Source organism: Leptolyngbya sp. FACHB-711 (genome assembly GCF_014695615.1).
In the GTDB taxonomy this organism is placed as follows: domain Bacteria; phylum Cyanobacteriota; class Cyanobacteriia; order Elainellales; family Elainellaceae; genus Leptolyngbya_A.
The window spans coordinates 1-15,973 of sequence record NZ_JACJOR010000362.1 but is presented as its reverse complement, the minus strand read 5'-3'; the positions used below and the strand labels follow the sequence as shown (position 1 = coordinate 15,973).

General features: G+C 52.2%; 17 protein-coding genes. 12 read left to right on the top strand and 5 right to left on the bottom strand.

The genetic code is table 11. The annotated features are described in order from the left end of the window. On the bottom strand, positions 1-1,805 hold a 1,805-nt coding region (locus H6F80_RS14995; protein WP_190792334.1), incomplete at its 3' end, for a DUF1565 domain-containing protein. 662 nt (positions 1,806-2,467) lie between these two features. On the opposite strand from H6F80_RS14995, the gene H6F80_RS14990 reads away from it, so the two are divergent. The 5 genes from H6F80_RS14990 (at position 2,468) to H6F80_RS14970 (ending at position 6,511) form a co-directional block, all read left to right on the top strand. After that, positions 2,468-3,553 (top strand): thiamine phosphate synthase, encoded by a 1,086-nt coding sequence (locus H6F80_RS14990; protein WP_242067372.1) that lies wholly within the window; start codon positions 2,468-2,470, stop codon positions 3,551-3,553. A 14-nt stretch (positions 3,554-3,567) separates the two neighbouring features. Continuing rightward, positions 3,568-3,795 carry a sulfur carrier protein ThiS gene (gene thiS / locus H6F80_RS14985; RefSeq protein WP_190792333.1) on the top strand — a complete coding sequence of 76 codons (228 nt, stop codon included), beginning with the start codon at positions 3,568-3,570 and terminating at the stop codon, positions 3,793-3,795. Positions 3,796-4,002: 207 nt separating this feature from the next. After that, positions 4,003-4,977: a DUF1517 domain-containing protein gene (locus H6F80_RS14980; RefSeq protein WP_190792332.1), complete on the top strand. Its 975-nt coding sequence runs from the start codon at positions 4,003-4,005 to the stop codon at positions 4,975-4,977. Positions 4,978-5,060: 83 nt separating this feature from the next. Continuing rightward, positions 5,061-5,690 (top strand): Holliday junction branch migration protein RuvA, encoded by a 630-nt coding sequence (gene ruvA, locus H6F80_RS14975; RefSeq protein ID WP_190792331.1) that lies wholly within the window; start codon positions 5,061-5,063, stop codon positions 5,688-5,690. A 404-nt stretch (positions 5,691-6,094) separates the two neighbouring features. Continuing rightward, positions 6,095-6,511, top strand: a complete 417-nt coding sequence (locus tag H6F80_RS14970; protein WP_190792330.1) for a Na-translocating system protein MpsC family protein — start codon at positions 6,095-6,097, stop codon at positions 6,509-6,511. Here the strand turns inward: H6F80_RS14970 and H6F80_RS14965 are convergent. After that, the gene (locus H6F80_RS14965; RefSeq protein ID WP_190792329.1) at positions 6,498-6,932 is read right to left on the bottom strand and encodes a response regulator; all 435 of its coding nucleotides are present in this window, start codon (positions 6,930-6,932) and stop codon (positions 6,498-6,500) included. The two genes, H6F80_RS14970 and H6F80_RS14965, sit on opposite strands and share 14 nt — an antisense overlap. A 650-nt stretch (positions 6,933-7,582) precedes the next feature. On the opposite strand from H6F80_RS14965, the gene H6F80_RS14960 reads away from it, so the two are divergent. Both H6F80_RS14960 and H6F80_RS14955 read left to right on the top strand, forming a co-directional pair. Then, positions 7,583-8,551, top strand: a complete 969-nt coding sequence (locus tag H6F80_RS14960; RefSeq protein ID WP_190792328.1) for a helix-turn-helix domain-containing protein — start codon at positions 7,583-7,585, stop codon at positions 8,549-8,551. A 166-nt stretch (positions 8,552-8,717) separates the two neighbouring features. Next, the gene (locus H6F80_RS14955; RefSeq protein WP_190792327.1) at positions 8,718-8,966 is read left to right on the top strand and encodes a hypothetical protein; all 249 of its coding nucleotides are present in this window, start codon (positions 8,718-8,720) and stop codon (positions 8,964-8,966) included. Here H6F80_RS14955 and H6F80_RS14950 read toward each other — a convergent pair. From H6F80_RS14950 to H6F80_RS14940, 3 genes are all read right to left on the bottom strand, one after another. Then, positions 8,963-9,133 (bottom strand): hypothetical protein, encoded by a 171-nt coding sequence (locus H6F80_RS14950; protein ID WP_190792326.1) that lies wholly within the window; start codon positions 9,131-9,133, stop codon positions 8,963-8,965. The two genes, H6F80_RS14955 and H6F80_RS14950, sit on opposite strands and share 4 nt — an antisense overlap. Before the next feature lie 255 nt (positions 9,134-9,388). Beyond that, positions 9,389-9,526 carry a hypothetical protein gene (locus H6F80_RS14945; RefSeq protein WP_190792325.1) on the bottom strand — a complete coding sequence of 46 codons (138 nt, stop codon included), beginning with the start codon at positions 9,524-9,526 and terminating at the stop codon, positions 9,389-9,391. A 357-nt stretch (positions 9,527-9,883) separates the two neighbouring features. Further along, positions 9,884-11,107, bottom strand: a complete 1,224-nt coding sequence (locus tag H6F80_RS14940; RefSeq protein WP_190792324.1) for a cysteine desulfurase family protein — start codon at positions 11,105-11,107, stop codon at positions 9,884-9,886. A 136-nt stretch (positions 11,108-11,243) separates the two neighbouring features. On the opposite strand from H6F80_RS14940, the gene H6F80_RS14935 reads away from it, so the two are divergent. The 5 genes from H6F80_RS14935 (at position 11,244) to H6F80_RS14915 (ending at position 15,830) form a co-directional block, all read left to right on the top strand. Next, positions 11,244-11,597 (top strand): hypothetical protein, encoded by a 354-nt coding sequence (locus tag H6F80_RS14935; protein WP_190792323.1) that lies wholly within the window; start codon positions 11,244-11,246, stop codon positions 11,595-11,597. Between the two features lie 541 nt (positions 11,598-12,138). Next, on the top strand, positions 12,139-13,542 hold the full coding sequence (gene fumC, locus H6F80_RS14930) for a class II fumarate hydratase (RefSeq protein WP_190792322.1): 1,404 nt from the start codon (positions 12,139-12,141) through the stop codon (positions 13,540-13,542). Between the two features lie 115 nt (positions 13,543-13,657). After that, positions 13,658-14,935, top strand: coding sequence for a hypothetical protein (locus H6F80_RS14925; protein WP_190792321.1), 1,278 nt, complete (start codon positions 13,658-13,660; stop codon positions 14,933-14,935). A gap of 102 nt (positions 14,936-15,037) precedes the next feature. Continuing rightward, on the top strand, positions 15,038-15,418 hold the full coding sequence (locus H6F80_RS14920; protein ID WP_190792320.1) for a metal-sensing transcriptional repressor: 381 nt from the start codon (positions 15,038-15,040) through the stop codon (positions 15,416-15,418). A 151-nt stretch (positions 15,419-15,569) separates the two neighbouring features. After that, positions 15,570-15,830: a ParB N-terminal domain-containing protein gene (locus tag H6F80_RS14915; RefSeq protein ID WP_190792319.1), complete on the top strand. Its 261-nt coding sequence runs from the start codon at positions 15,570-15,572 to the stop codon at positions 15,828-15,830. The last annotated feature ends 143 nt before the right edge of the window (positions 15,831-15,973 follow it).

Sequence of the window (15,973 nt, the reverse complement as noted above, 5' to 3'; positions counted from 1 at the left end):
ATCGGTGCATCTCCATCGGGAACAGGCAAAACGTTGGACTGAAGCGTCAGTCGATCGTCGATTTCAGGCGAGGCACTCGGGACGACAGCCAGTTGAGGCAAAGGCGGCGGCGCAGGCAGGGACAGAGACGACTGTATTACCGGAATGGCAGGGGAACTGTTTTCAAAAGGAGTAGCAATGCCAGCAGCAAACGGCTGAGGCGCACGGAAAGGAACAGACACAGAAACCGCAGCCATTAAAACGGGTTCAAAAGACGACGGCAGCGAGGGCATTAGCGAGGGCATCAACGCCTCTGGCGGCAGGTTCAGCGAATCGGCAGGATTCATCCGCACCCCAGAATTTTCGGGCGGCGGCACTGGAATTGGAATCGAGACTGCTGGATCCGCTTCAGCAATCGCCTCAGGTTGGGCAGTGTTTTGCATGGGCGAGACGCGATCTGTCCGTAAAGAGCCTGATACCGCAAAACGTGGGGCAGCGATCGATCGATCAGCGTTAATCTCCCTCGGCGGCAGTTGACCAATGAGCGCGGTAGCCACCAACGTCGAACGGCGATCGGTAAAATCGGTTGAAACTGTTGAAGCAGAAGGAATTGAAACAGAAACTGGAGTAGGGGGAATTGGAGCAGCCCTTAAAGCAGAGGGATCGGCAGGATGAATCATTTCGATCGATTGCGGTTCCGGGGTCTGCCCTGTTTCTGCGGGTCGAACAAAACCCTGATCCGCCTGCACAGCGGCAATTTGAGTAACAATCCCATCAAAATCAACCCTGCCCGAAACCTGCTGGGCGGAAAGCTGGTTGCCTGCGATCGGCACGGTTTGACTTGTGCTGGCAGCGTTCACATCCTGTCTGCGGTTTTGCCGAAACTGATTTTGTCCTGCATCCTCGGCGGTGCCTAAGTCAGGCTGGGCGTTATTCACGGCAGCTACCCCGACTTCGCTGCTGTGTTCGATCGCATTTCGTCGTAAAACCGGATGTGCGCTGTCTTGCACCAATACGCCAGTTCGATTGCGGCGGATTTGATTCTGAATGATTAACGGGGCGGCAGATTGAGCGATCGTGATTCCGACCTCGGCTTGTTCAAAGAAATTTTGCCGCACTTCCGGCTGGGCAGTTCCGGCGATCAAGAGTCCGGTTGCCCGGTTCTGGCGAAAGCGATTTTGCTGAATTGCCGCCAGTGCATTGCCCGTAACCGTTATGCCTGACGCCTGACTGCCTGAAAACGTATTGTGGGCGATCGTTGGATTGCTCGACTCGATCCAGAGTCCGTGACCCTGGGGATTGGTGATCGTTATGCCAGTAAGCAGCGCATTCATTGCGCCGATTAGCGTTACGTTCTGAGAACCCTGGCTGGAACTCACAAACTCGCCGCCGCCACGAATCACAATGCCCTGTCCTGCCGTGCTGGAATCGCCCTGAATTGTGATGCCCGATCGCATCTGGAGCGGGAAAACTTCGCCTGTCTCGGCACTATAGAGTCCGGGAGAAAGCAAAATTACGGTGTTAGGCTGTGCCACTTGCAGCGCATGGTGGATCGTGCGAAAGGGCAATTGCTGACTGCCAGAACCCGGAATATCTTGACCGATCGCTGGATTGACGAATAGAAAGGTTTGGCTGCGCTGTGATAGGGAACCTGGTGCACTCGGCTCGATTTGGGCGGCAGCTGCATTGTTCCAGCCATTAAGCAAAGCCAGGGTCAAAGCGATCGTCAGCGATGCACAGGTCAATCCTGTACAAGTCAACCCCGCATCTAAAAACGGCAGGAGCGATTTTTGAGCTTTGGAGCCACTTTGAGCGCGTGAAGTCATCAAACGCATGGATTCTTTCCCAACACCAACGGATATGGACAGCAGCCTTGCCCGACTTGCCTGGATCACTAACCTGGATCAGGGACCGGAATAAACAATCCCCAATTACTGACCTGAGTAAACAATAAGGAAAAATTAGCAGCGATTAACGCCAAGTTTAGCGATCGTTCTGCAAATTCTCCGAATTCAACTCTGTCTATAGCGTTCTAGAGGATGAGTAATGAACTAAATTCTGCCTGATTTTCTGAAAGTAGTGACAGGATAAGGTAAATTTTTTTTGCTGGGGCAATGGTTCGACGAGCAAAAATTCTACTGGGACGGTGGCTCTGCTGCGTACGGCTGAGGCTGTCCTGTTAGGATGACAAATAGCTAAAAGGTGCTTACAAGGTACTTAATAAAGTGTGAGTCGCGACCCGAACCGCCCCCTACATGATTCAAGATTGGGAGACTTTGAGCTGGAATGGAGCCTGAAGTCCTTCATTGAGAGACCTTGAACCCAACCCCGGAGCGAAAGTCCTCCAGAGTTGGGAGGGTGGGGCAAATGCAGCACGATGGATACCTACGGTGGATACTTCTAGAGCATCCTCTTCGAGCGCACTGGATTTGATCCCACTGGATTCGATCCCACAATGGGCGGAACAATCAACGCAATAGGCAGCAGGATGGGCAGCAAGATGGGCAGTAAAGCGGGCAGTCAGAACGAAGGCTATCAGTCAGCCGTTTATCGGATTCTCGATGCTAACCTCGATCGCGCCCGTGAAGGGCTGAGAATTATCGAAGAATGGTGTCGATTTGGACTGAATCAGACGCAGCTCACCGAGGAGTGCAAGCAGCTCCGGCAGGAACTTGCCCACTGGCACAGCAACGACCTCCGCGCCGCCAGAGATACCCCAAACGATCGCGGCACCGACCTCACCCACCCTCAGGAAGCCGAGCGATCGAGTGTGGCCCAGGTGCTTCAGGTCAATTTTTCCCGCACTCAGGAGGCACTGCGCGTTCTGGAAGAATACGGCAAGCTTTATTCGGGAGACATGGCAGCTGCTTGCAAGCAAATGCGCTATCGGGTGTACACGCTCGAAACTCGGCTAGGCGGCTATGAGCGACAGCAGAAGCTAAGACAATCGACCCTGTATCTTGTGACATCGCCTTCTGATCATTTGCTCGAAGTGGTCGAAGCGGCATTACAGGGCGGACTCTCTCTGGTGCAGTATCGCGACAAAGAAACCGACGACCTCACCCGGATCGAGAATGCGAAACGCCTGAAACAGCTTTGTCATCGCTACGATGCGCTGTTCATTATTAACGATCGCATTGATCTTGCACTGGCAGTAGACGCAGACGGCGTGCATCTGGGACAGGACGATGTGCCGATCGCCCTTGCCCGTCAGCTCTTGGGCAGTCAGCGCATTATTGGACGCTCTACCCACAGTCCCGAAGAAATGCACCGGGCGATCGAAGAAGGAGCCGATTACATTGGTGTGGGTCCAGTATATGAAACGCCCACCAAAGCAGGCAGACCCGCCGCCGGACTGGAGTATGTGCGCCATGCCGCTGCTCAGGCTGCGCTGCCCTGGTTTGCGATCGGAGGCATTAGTGCAGATAATTTAGACGCAGTGCTTTCTGCCGGAGCCGAGCGAGTTGCCGTTGTACGGGCAATTATGGCAGCCGAGGAACCTACCCTGATGACCCAGTATTTTGTTTCGCAGCTCGATCGAGTGCAAACGCTCCGCGCTCATGCGATTTCTTGAGGATTCAAGTCACGATGTCCCCCACCCACCTCATCACCCTGCAAGTCAACGGAGAGCCGCGCCAGTGTTCTGCTGAAACGCTCTTACCCGATTTACTGACTCAGCTTGGCATGAATCCACGGCTCGTTGCAGTGGAATACAACGGTGAAATTTTGCATCGTCAGTTTTGGACAGAAACGAAAATGCAGGCAGGCGATCGGCTAGAAATAGTGACGATCGTGGGGGGAGGATTACGCCATTAAGTACGGTTATCTCCGCTAAAATCCACCTTAAGCCTGCTTATCCCCTTAAAGAGAAGGCGGTAAACTAAAAGGGTAGCGACTTTGTAACATTTGGTTAATTTTTGGGAGCAGTAGCAGCGTTCAATCCATTATGCTGTGCGCCTGCACTAATCCTGAACCCAGCCAAAGCCGATACGATTACTCATCAGCTTGGATAGGCACGGGACTATGTTCAACAAACTGTTTGCATTAATTAAGCCTGCTTTAAAACCTTTTCTGATTGCCAGTTTGGTGATTACGATCGCCTTTAGCCATGCCGGCGGCGCACTGGCAGCAAGCGGAGGGCGTGTGGGTGGCGGCAGCTTTCGCGCTCCGACCCGTACAGCTCCGGCTCCCAGTCGCCCCTATGGAGGTGGGGGTTACGGTGGATATGGCGGCGGTGGCGGCTACTACCCCGGTGGTGGATTTGGGTTTCCCTTCATACTGCCCTTTTTTGGCTTCGGGGGCGGTGGCTTATTCAGCATCTTGATCTTTCTTGCGGTCGCAGGCTTCCTGACGCGGGCACTGCGGGGAGCAGCGCAAGGCGGTAACGACAACAGCGACGGCTATGACGGCTATGATTCTTCGGTGACGGTAGCAAAAGTGCAGGTCGGTCTACTGGCTCAAGCCCGCGATCTGCAAGCCGATCTGAACCGGATTGCCACTAATGCCGATACAGGCAGTTCTGAAGGCTTGGCTCAGGTGCTTCAGGAGTCTACGCTGTCACTGCTGCGTCACCCCGAATATTGGGTGTATGCGTCGAGCAACGCTGAGCAAGCTAGTCTGCAAGCTGCCGAAAACCAGTTCAATCGGCTGGCGATCGCAGAACGCAGCAAATTTGCCGAAGAAACTCTCTCGAACGTCAATCGTCAGTTGCGTCAATCCACCCTGCGGCAGCAGCTTCAAGGTGCGGGCGGTGCCCTAGAGCTATCCCGGGATCCGGGCGAGTATATTGTCGCAACAATCATTGTGGCAACGACCGGGCGTCTTCCCCTACCCACAATCAACACCACTCAAGATCTGCGGCAGGCGTTGAGCGTTCTTGGTTCTGTTTCGAGCGATCGGCTTCTGGCTCTGGAAGTGCTATGGACACCACAGGCAGAAGGCGACACCCTGAGCAGCGACGAAATGATTGCTGAGTACCCCGATCTGAAGCGAATTTAGTACGCTAGAAGATACGGGATGCAGTGGGGGCTGAGTCTTCAGTCCCCTCTCTTGTGTGAAGCATTGTTTGACATGAATTTTGTATGATTAGCTACCTGAAGGGCACGGTTGCTGGCGTGCAGAAGATCAGCAACAGTCGGGTGATTTTGACGATCGATGTAAACGGGATTGGCTATGACGTGCAGGTAAACGCCAGACTCACGCAGCAGCTCCCACCCGTGGGCGAAGATGTCCAGATTTTTACCCATATGCAGACGCGAGAAGACCAGACAGTGCTGTTTGGGTTTGGCTCCCCGTCAGAGCGAGATTTGTTTCGCCAGCTGATCAGCGTCACGGGTGTTGGTCCGCAGGTGGCGATGGCGTTGCTGGATGCTCTGGGCTTGCAGGATTTGGTGCAGGCGATCGTGGCAAGCAACATTCGGCTGCTGTCTAAAACGCCCGGTGTGGGCAATAAAACTGCCGAACGGATTGCCCTGGAACTCAAAACTAAGCTGGCAGAATGGCGAATGCAGTCGGGCTTGGGGTCAACCCCCAGTGCGGCTCCGGTTGCCGCTGTGCAAGAAGATGTCGAAATGACCCTGCTGGCACTGGGCTACAGCAGCGATGAAATTACCCACGCACTGCAAGCGGTTGGACAAAGCACCGCTCTTTCTAAATCGGACAATGCAGAAGCCTGGATTCGGGAAGCGATCGCTTGGCTGAGTCGGATGTAGGGTAGGGTATCAGGCATACGGCTAAGAACGGTACAAGCTATTCCTGTAGCGGCTTTTGGTACATCCTGGGAATGACCCTTGCTTCAAAACAAAATCCCTCGTAGAGAGCATGAAGTTCAGCGAAGCGACCGATATAGTAGCGATGGAACGTTAACAGGGAGCGGACATCAGCGAACCGCCTCAGTTACGGGAGAATCAGTTACGAGAGAAGCGGTAAGCCGATCAGCGTAACGTGCCCCGCTGAAGGTTGCAATCCGAGGAAGAGTGGCTTCTGCGGTCTGGTATCCCGGTTAGCTACCTCAATCTTTCCTATAGCGAACCTGTAAATCAACTGTCAGCTTATTGTTAGTAGCGATTCAGATTCGCCTGTTGTTAGTAGCGATTTAGATGAGCCTGGAAACTTCATGAATAATCAAGTACTCACTCGCGGGCAGATGGAACGAAGCCTCTCGCAGCAAATTCAGTTGCTCTATCGCACTTTTTTGGGACATCAACCCAGTAAGGTCTTCTGCCAGCTCATTGATGAAAAACTTACGATCGTGATCGAAAACTCCGTGACCCAGCCCGAACAGCTTTTGCTAGAAGAAGGACACCGTCCGCTTGCCAAGCAGGTGCGCGAGGATCTGAATCATTTGATTGAGCCACGCATGCGGGAAGTGATTGAATCGGTTTTGAGTACCAGTGTCTTAGACTTTCTGAGCGATGCTACGCTCGAAACCGGGAGAACGGGCGTGATTGCAATTCTTCAAAATCCACCCGAAATTCGACCATCCGCTTCACGCCGTGTTAGCCACACGCGATCGAAAACTATCTCCGCGTAGCCTGACAGCAGTGGAAGTTTATCACTGCCTGCAAATCGTCTAGCGTAAACGGCTTGCTGAGATAATCATCAAACCCCTCTGCCAGCAGCCGCAGCCGATCGTCAGCTCTGCCGAGGGCAGTAATTGCCACGACAGGGATAGGGCGGGTTGAGGCGCTTTCCCGAAGCTGACGCAGCAGCTCAATACCGCTTTGCCGAGGCATGACAATATCTAGCAAAATCAGGTGTGGCTGAATGCTTTGGGCGATCGAAACTAAATCTATCCCATTCGTTCTGCCAACAAATCCACAGTTAAATAGCTCCAGCGAGTACTGCAATAGCAGCAAATTATCTTTATCATCATCGACAACTAGCACGAGCGGCTTAGAATTCGAGTCCGAAGTGGCTGAGCTTCGAGGAATTGCTACATTTTGGATCGTCATCTAAGACTCCGCTAAAGTGCATTTCGATTAGAAGGCAGGCTGTTAGGCAAAGAAGACCATAATGCGGGGAATGGCTTGCTACCGAATGAGCAGCAGTTGCACTTAATAAAGCTTAATCACTTATAAAGCTCAATACTAAAGCCTAATACGATACTGCTAACCCAACAGACCAGTTATTTTTAGAGGGAATACGATCGCGCCCAGCTAATCAAGCGTGCATTTGTGTAAGCCAGAATACAAATTTAGCGGCTTTTGAGGCTCAACAGAATAGATTTAAGGTTTGTGTAAACATTACCTGAGTATGACTAGAGGGGCTTTTTGAGGCAGCTAATTAGCGGCAACTGATTGAAGCTAGCATAAGCCTGCTACAGGGAGAAAGTTACAGCCGGGAAGCATCAACAGATTTGAGGGGCACCCATTCACCCTTTTCTATTCTAACTGGCTCTCTTCATTTAAGCTTTACATCCATCTAAGGGGGGTGTAAATCCCTGCTAAGACCTTATCAGATAACGGCTTTTCTGCTTCAGTCTGTGTTTGAAACGACGCAACTCAAAAAAACTTTACCTAGAGTAACCTGCTTGAAAATCGCTCCCGCCTCAGATTAAGGTAGAAACCAAGTTGAGTTCTCTTGCGTTAGTGGAGATGAAAGGGTGGGCGATTTTGACAGAAAACAGCTTGAGCAACTAAACGCGATCGGCGAATACTTGCAACACATCCGTCAGGATCAGGGTCGATCGCTCGATGACATCTCCGCCAAGACCTACATTCCCCTACGGATTCTACGAGCCCTAGAGGGTGGGCAGAGCACAATTCTGCCGGAAGCCGTTTTTGTGCAAGGGTTTATTCGCCGCTATGGAGACGCGCTGGGGCTAGATGGAATGACGCTGTCGCGCAGTTTTCCAGTCGAGCGTGAAGCGATCGGTTTCGAATCGCCCGAACGAGAACAAGCAGAATCAACCCAAAGTCTGGTCGAAACCCGCGTTCCTGATTCATCTAGACCCGATCGCCGCAAGCGGGAACCCAACTCGTCCAATGCGAGGCAGCTCCCCCTGCGGGATAATCGTCGCAGTCCAGTGCCGCTGATCATTGCAGGGCTGCTGGTTTTAGGAGGGCTGGCTTACGGTTTGTCTCGCCTGCTGTCTAGGCCTCAACGGTCTGAGCCTGCAATCACCACTGCGCCGACTGCACCCGCCGCGACTGTTCCTGCTTCTCCTACTGCTCCTGCAGCTTCTCCTTCTTCCACGCCGAGCGCTTCTCCCAGTCCGGTTTCCCCGGTAGCTAGTGCTCGCGCAGCCATTTCTTCTCCATCCAGTTCTTCCGCGACCAATTCCCCCATTCGCGTGGCAATGAATATCACCGCAGATGCTTGGGTACAGGTGATCGCCGACGGCCGCGTAACCTATGAAGGAACTTTGACGAAGGGCACACAGCGCAACTGGTCAGCGCAAGAAGAGCTAACGATCGTATCGGGTAACGCTGGCGGAGTATCGCTGTCATACAACCAGGGAGCTGCAAAGACAATGGGTTCAGCGGGAACCGTAGAGGAAATCACCTTCACGCCAAACAGTAATGCTGCAAATCGTAATTCTGCTGCTAGGGGCAACGCTGCCTCGAACTAGGAGCGTTAAACTGGGTAAAAGCCTGGGAAGAAAAATTAATTCGCAATTTGCGATCGTTTGGCGTTGCTAGTTTCGCCACTAGGTTCGCGACAAATTTCATCACTAACACTAACAGTTAACCTCTACCAGCTAACTTCAAAACTTTCGCAGTTGATTCCGAGCGCACATGGCTAAACATACGCAGGCACATCTTTCCCGTACGATCGAAAAGAGCAAACCCAACAGCGTTAGAGACATGACTAAACGCCAGATGGAATACTACATGGGGGCAAAGCTCATTGAGATCGGCATCGATCCCCAAGCAGTGATTTATCGCTGGTCAGTTAAGGAGCGGGGAATTAGCGAAGTGTGGACGTATAGTGCGTATTGGGGCGATTCAAGAGAGAAGCTGCTTCAGCAGGAGCAAAACAGCTAACCGATCGCTTTCGTTTCACTAAAACTGTCTGCCTTTTGAAGCGGCGGCTGAATAGCCTGGCACAAGCCCGTAGCGGCAACAATTGCTTGACCTGAGCTCTTTGAAGCGATCGTTAGGGTCGCAATATATTGAGAAAGATCGTGCAGTGCGTAGAGTAGGTTGACCATGGTTCTGCCATCGTTTGGATTAGGTGACGTTTTAACGGTGACCCGTTGCTTTCTATCGAAGCAGTGTACTGAAGAACGGTAATTTGATCGGGAGATTATCGCCGGAACAATAACAATCGCGATGATTGCAGCCAGGATAACTACATCGACTTCTAGCCGAGCCATTCTGAAAGAAACGGCGATCGAACCCTGATCAAACCCTAATCAAACCCATTCATTAAAAATGAACCGAATGTTGAATACTGATTAAAAATACTATTTGTCTTTGCTCAGCGTTGTATCGTTATTCATTGAGAACTGAACGGTGGGTTTAGCAGGTTGAACGGCTTTTTCAGTGGCAGTATTCAAGTTGTGAGGTCTGGCACCCGTTTGATAAGGAATTCGTGAGTTCATGCAATAAGCTCCTAATTAATCGTTCTGATTATTTTGTAATGAAATCTTACCTAATGAATTGCAAATTGAAGGTTCGGTTATTTCTACCTTGGCTTCAATCGGCAAACGATTTGTGAATTAGATAAGCGCTGTAAATTCATTTGACTTATTTATAGTTTGAGATATGGGAACCTAAACGCAAACTTACTTTAGGCGGGTTTGTAAACAGCTCTTGTACACCTGTAAAGGTACGCGAATCGATATACCTATCCTGATTTATTCCTATTAGTACGCTTAAGCAAGCGATCGATTAAAAATAGGGCGAATAGTTCATCAAAAGTCGTACGCCGATCGGCTTAAGCAGCAGCTTGGTCAGCGTCATGACTTTTCAAACGTCCTGTAAATCGCGTTTTGAGCATACGGCTGCTTTGTAGCACGGAGTGCCTGCACCGTTTCAATCACCCTTGCAGCAACGCGATCGACTTCTGCTACGGTGTTAAACCTGCCGATCCCAAACCGGATCGAAGCATAGGCAAGCTCAGGCGATCGACCCAGCGCAGTCAATACATGGGATGGAGCCGATTTTGCAGAAGCGCAAGCAGACCCTGATGAAACCGCCGCAAACGACTGAATGCCTAACAGCAATGCCTGTCCGTCTACGCCTTCGACGCTGATGTTTAGATTTCCCGGCAATCGCTGCGTTGCGTGTCCATTCAGATGAATGCCACCCAGGGGCTGAAGCTGCTGCCAGAGCCGATCGCGCAAATCCTGAATGCGCTGGGACTCAGTTTCTCGATCAACAAGGGCAATCCGCACCGCTTCGGCAAACCCAACAATCTGAGGCGGATACAGCGTTCCCGATCGCAGTCCTCGTTCCTGTCCGCCGCCGTGAAGTTGAGCCGCAAGCTGGACTCTGGGCTGCCGTCTTCGCACAAAAAGCGCCCCAATTCCTTTAGGTCCGTAAACTTTATGCGCCGTAAGCGACATCAAATCAATTTGCATTGCTTCCACATCGAGCGGAATTTTGCCGATCGCCTGAGCTGCATCGGTGTGAAACAAAACCTGCTGCTGCCGACAAATTGCCCCGATTTCTGCCAGGGGTTGCAGAACGCCGATTTCATTATTGGCTGCCATCACTGACACCAGCACCGTATCCGATCGAATTGCCCGGCGAAGCTGTGCCAAATCGATGAATCCATCCGGCTGCACGGGTAGATAAGTCACCTCAAACCCCAGCGACTCTAAATAACGGCAGGGATCAAGCACTGCGCTATGTTCGGTCTGGACAGTGACCAGATGCTTGCCTTTCGCAAAATACGCCTCTGCTACGCCCTTGATTGCCAGATTGTTTGCTTCGGTTGCCCCACTCGTGAAAATGACTTCTTCTGGGGATACGCCGCCTATTCCAGCAGGGGAACTGCTGCACAACGCTGCTGCCAGGGTTGCTCTTGCCTGTTTGACCGCCGCTTCTGCTTCCCAGCCATAGGCGTGCAAACTGCCCGGGTTGCCAAAATGTTCGGTGAAAAAGGGCAGCATGGCTTGCAAAACGCGATCGTCTACGGGAGTGGTGGCGTGGGCATCAAGGTAAATCGGACGAGTCATAAAGCTGGTTTCCTGGCGGAATCACTCCCTATCAGCCTATCTCTACCCTCAAAGTCTGACTTTGGCGAGAGGGACGGTTTGCATTACCCCGGTAATCTGATTTTGTCCTTTGAAAAAGTTTTGGTAGAGGTTTATCGTGAAAAGCTTAATTTCTCGTGCGGCAGCTCGAATTGGCGCATTGCTCGGCAGCATTCAGATCAAGCAAGTTCTCTCGATCGTTCTGGTTGGATTTCTGCTGCTCACCACCGATACCGTACCCCGTGTAGACAAGAAAGCCACGATGGAGCGGGCGAAGGCAGACGCGCATCAACTCGACAATGAGCGGCCCAAGACTACCGGTGAATGGTTTAAGGAAGCTGACCAAGTCGAAGGCAAGAATGATGCAAGACTGGAAAACATTGTGGATGAGTCCAAGGCAGCCGTGAAAGAATTCGGCGAGATGTACAAGGACACCGCAGAAAGAAGCCTGCGTGGATTGAACAACGACTAATTCCAACTGAATTAGAGCTTGCATCGAGTTAGATTGACCGAGCAACAGGCTAAGACGGCAATGGAAAGGAGCTTAGACCTGTGGCTCGATCGGTTGAAATCCCCCTCAATCCCCCTTAAAATCCTCCTTCTTAAAAAGGGGACAGGCAAGGGTTAAACTTTCCTGGGACAAACCCAATGGCTGGAAGGGTTTGAATCCCCCTTTGAAGGGGAGCTAAGGGGGATTCCAAAGCTGCGAAACCGAGATTCGAATCAAGCAACTATCAGTACTTATTGGGCTGTCAGGGCAGGTTGAGCAAAGAGCAAACCAAGATCAAATGCGGTTTAGCGTTCCAGGAAGCGACGAAACGACACAACCGCCTCGATCCAGCAGCGTAATCCTCATTCAGCATTTCACTCGAACTGAATAACAGGGCAATTCCCTCACGAATCCTCTACACTCAAAAATCGGGAATCGGTTGATCGAGTTCTGATCGATTGGTTCGACCTGATCGATTAGTTCGATCGGTTTCTGAGTCGTTGTGCAACCAGAGGAATGCGTGATGGTGAATGCCCCAACCCGAATCGAAACAGACAGTATGGGCGCGATCGAAGTTCCAGCGGATCGATATTGGGGCGCGCAGACCCAGCGATCGCTGCAATATTTTGCGATCGGCGATAATGTTATGCCCAGGGAAATGATTCGGGCGATTGGCATTTTAAAACGGGCAGCGGCAACGGTGAATCAAACGCTGGGTAAACTGCCGTCTGAACAGGCGCAACTGATTGAGCAAGCCGCCGATGAAGTGATTGCAGGCAAGCTCGATGATCATTTTCCGCTACGAATCTGGCAGACGGGCAGCGGCACGCAAACCAACATGAACGCGAATGAAGTCATCGCGAATCGAGCGATCGAGCTGGCGGGAGGCGTCCTAGGCAGCAAAACGCCAATTCACCCCAACGACCATGTGAATCGATCGCAGTCTTCTAACGATACGTTTCCGACAGCGATGCATATTGCAGCGATCGAAGAGATTGTTCATCAGCTCCTTCCGGCAGTAACGCAGCTCAAAGACGCACTGGCAAAGCAGGCGGCAGACTTTCACGCCATTATCAAAATCGGACGGACTCACTTAATGGATGCCGTGCCGCTGACGCTAGGACAGGAGTTTTCTGGCTATGTCTCTCAGCTCGAAAAAGATTTGGCGCGAATCCAAACCACGCTCCCCGATTTATATGAGCTGGCGATCGGGGGAACCGCGGTGGGAACAGGACTGAACACACACCCTGAATTTGCCGATCGCGTGGCGGCAGAAATCTCGCGCCTGACCGGATTGCCTTTTGTCGCTGCACCCAATAAGTTTGCAGCTTTGGCAGCCCATGATGCGATCGTGATGACCAGCAGTGCGCTGAAAACCCTTGCGGTATCGCTGATGAAAATTGCCAACGACATTCGCTGGCTAGGGTCGGGTCCACGCTGTGGTTTGGGAGAACTACGCCTGCCGGAAAACGAACCCGGATCATCAATTATGCCGGGAAAGGTGAATCCGACGCAGTGCGAAGCGATGACGATGGTGTGTGTTCAGGTGATGGGCAACGATGCGGCAGTCACGATCGCAGGCAGCCAAGGCAATTTTGAACTGAATGTGTTTAAGCCCGTAATGATTTTCAATTTGCTGAATTCGATTCGGCTGCTGACCGGAGCCTGTACGATGTTTCGGCTGCATTTAGTGGAAGGCATTCAGCCCAACCGAGCGCAGATTCAGCACTTTTTGCAAAATTCGCTGATGCTGGTCACTGCCTTAAATCCCCATATTGGGTACGATCGCGCCGCTCAAGTTGCCAAAAAAGCCTATCAGGAAAACACAACCCTGCAAGCAGCCTGTATCGCGCTGGGTTTTCTGTCTGGAGAAGAATTCGATCGCCTGGTACGTCCAGAAGCCATGATTGCCCCTCAGCCGGAGTGACTCATTTGAGAAACCTCATCGCCTGCGCTAGGCAAGGGGAGCAGTGAGGGAGTAGACTGAGGAACTTAAGACGGTAAACCGTGACGCTGACCTTTTATCTTCTCCGGACGAGCTTATGATCCTAACGGATGGAGCCATCCTGCAAAGCGGCAAGTATGTGATTCAGGCAGTGCTGCACAAGGCTGATCTGGGCATGACTTATCAGGCGTACCATGTTTACCTGGAGCAGACGGTCGTATTGCAGACGCTCAACCCAACTGCGAAGCAATCCAACCATCCTCAGGTGTGGCAGCAGATTGTACAGCAGTTTATGTCAGGGGCACGGCATCTTGCGAAGCATCCCTTCAACCATCGACTGCGAGCAATCGATCTCTTTCAGGAGCAGGTAGACGGGCAGAATTTGCCGTTTGTAGTGCTGAGCTTTCTGCCGAATCAGCCGCCGCAAAAGCTGGGAGAGTGGTTTGTTTATCTTCCAGAGCCAACTCCACCCGAAGCGACATTGCCCCAAACGGCAACTCAAAGTTTAGAGCCTCAAAGTTTAGAGCCGCTATCAGAAGCCCCCGCCGCATTCAAGCCAGAGCCAGTTCAAGCTGCGATTCCTCCGGTTTCATCTGCGGATGAGTCGACGAGCGGCACAACTCCGGCTGAGGTAACGTCCCCAGCCCCGATCGCTGAACCTGCACCCCATCCTGTCGCCGCAACAGAACAGCTACCGCAGGCGTTCAACGGACAATCGCCTCAAAAACAAAGCTCTCCGTCAGTTCGGATTCTCGTTCAGCCCAAGCCTCGCGCCGCGAAGTGGATCCCTGCAAGATTGCCCAACGCCTTTTTGCTGACCGCATTGATTGCAGGGGCAACGGGGGCAGGCATGGGATTCGCGCTGCGAGTTCAGCCCCCTTCGCAAGGCAAAACTCCGTTTAACCTGGGCACAAGTTTTTTTACCAGAGAACAGTCCTTTCCGGCACAGGGTAACTGGCCCATTTACGAAACACCCTCGGCAACAATGCCAGAGGCAACTGACAATTCGCCAACTTATCCGGCTGAGCCTGCGCTACAATACACGCCGCCACTCGAGCCATTTTCTGAGGGTTATGCCCCTCTGCCTGCTGCTCCTGCCCAGCCTGCACCTGCGATCGCTGCTCCAGAAAACGTGACCCCCAGCAATTCTACCGAAGCCGTCCCTGCTGAATCTAATCGACCCAGCGACGTTTCCCCTGCCAATAAGCCAGCCCCACCGGTCACCAGTCAAATCACTCAACCGTCTCAGCCTGCCCCTGTTGCTCCTGCGCCTGTGGTGGCAGAACCGCTTCCGATCGCTCCTGCACCTGTGGTTGAGCCTGCCCCCGCCGCCCCGCCTCCGCTTTCCTCCCGACCCAAAACGATCGACCAGTAGGGACTGGGCTAGAATCAAGAAGAATCAATAGGCTGCAAGTATTGCGCTCTGGCTAGACCTGCTTTCGCCTTTCCTGCTCCTCCTACACAGTAAAACTCTCATATGGCAGCCTCCGAACTTCATCAGCCCCGTCCTGTTCAGAACGATTCAGAACCGGATCTTGTGCCGGAATTGCCGTCAGAGCATATCCATCCTGGGGAAGCTCACCCGCACGTTCATAGCGAGGAGTCGCTGCGGCGCATTGTGAACCGCCTATCGCGAATCGAGGGACACATTCGTGGCATCAAAATGATGGTTCAGGAAAGCCGCTCCTGTCCAGATGTGCTGGTACAAATTGCCGCAGTTCGAGGTGCGCTCGATCGCGTTTCTCGCATGATCCTCGACGAACACTTGACCGAATGTATTTCCCGTGCAGCACGGGCAGGTAACATCGAGACTGAAATCGAGGAGCTAAAAGCTGCGCTCGATCGTTTTCTGCCCTAATTCTGCCCAAATTCCTCCCCTTAGCCTGCATCCTATCGGCTGTGCCTCTGTACCAAGCCGATTTTTTAATTCAAGTTTTAATCCTGGCTCCAAATCGTAGTCGTTATGAGTATGATATAAGAGAAAGCAGTTGCATTGTCAGGTTGACTTCATGCGAATCCAAGACATTCCCCTCCATGAAATTCGTCGTCCCCTCTTCCGTCAAAACGATCAGGAAAAAGTCAGAGCGCTGATGGAGTCGATCGCCGAAATTGGCTTACAGGAGCCGATCGATGTCTTGGAAGTCGAAGGCCAGTATTACGGATTCTCTGGCTGCCACCGCTACGAAGCCTGCACTAAGCTTGGATACGAAACGATTCGCTGCCGGGTTCGCCGCGCTCCCAAGTCAGTTCTAAAAGCACACCTGGCTTAAAAAATTCTTAGCAATCAATTCAATTCTTCAAAGTGGTCTTGTGGGTGAACGCTGTGTTCGCCCTTTTTTTGCGCTTGATAATATTCCTCTTGTCGGTGCAGGAATCGGCAGACCTTCGCTTCGATCACGCCTTCGATTGGCAG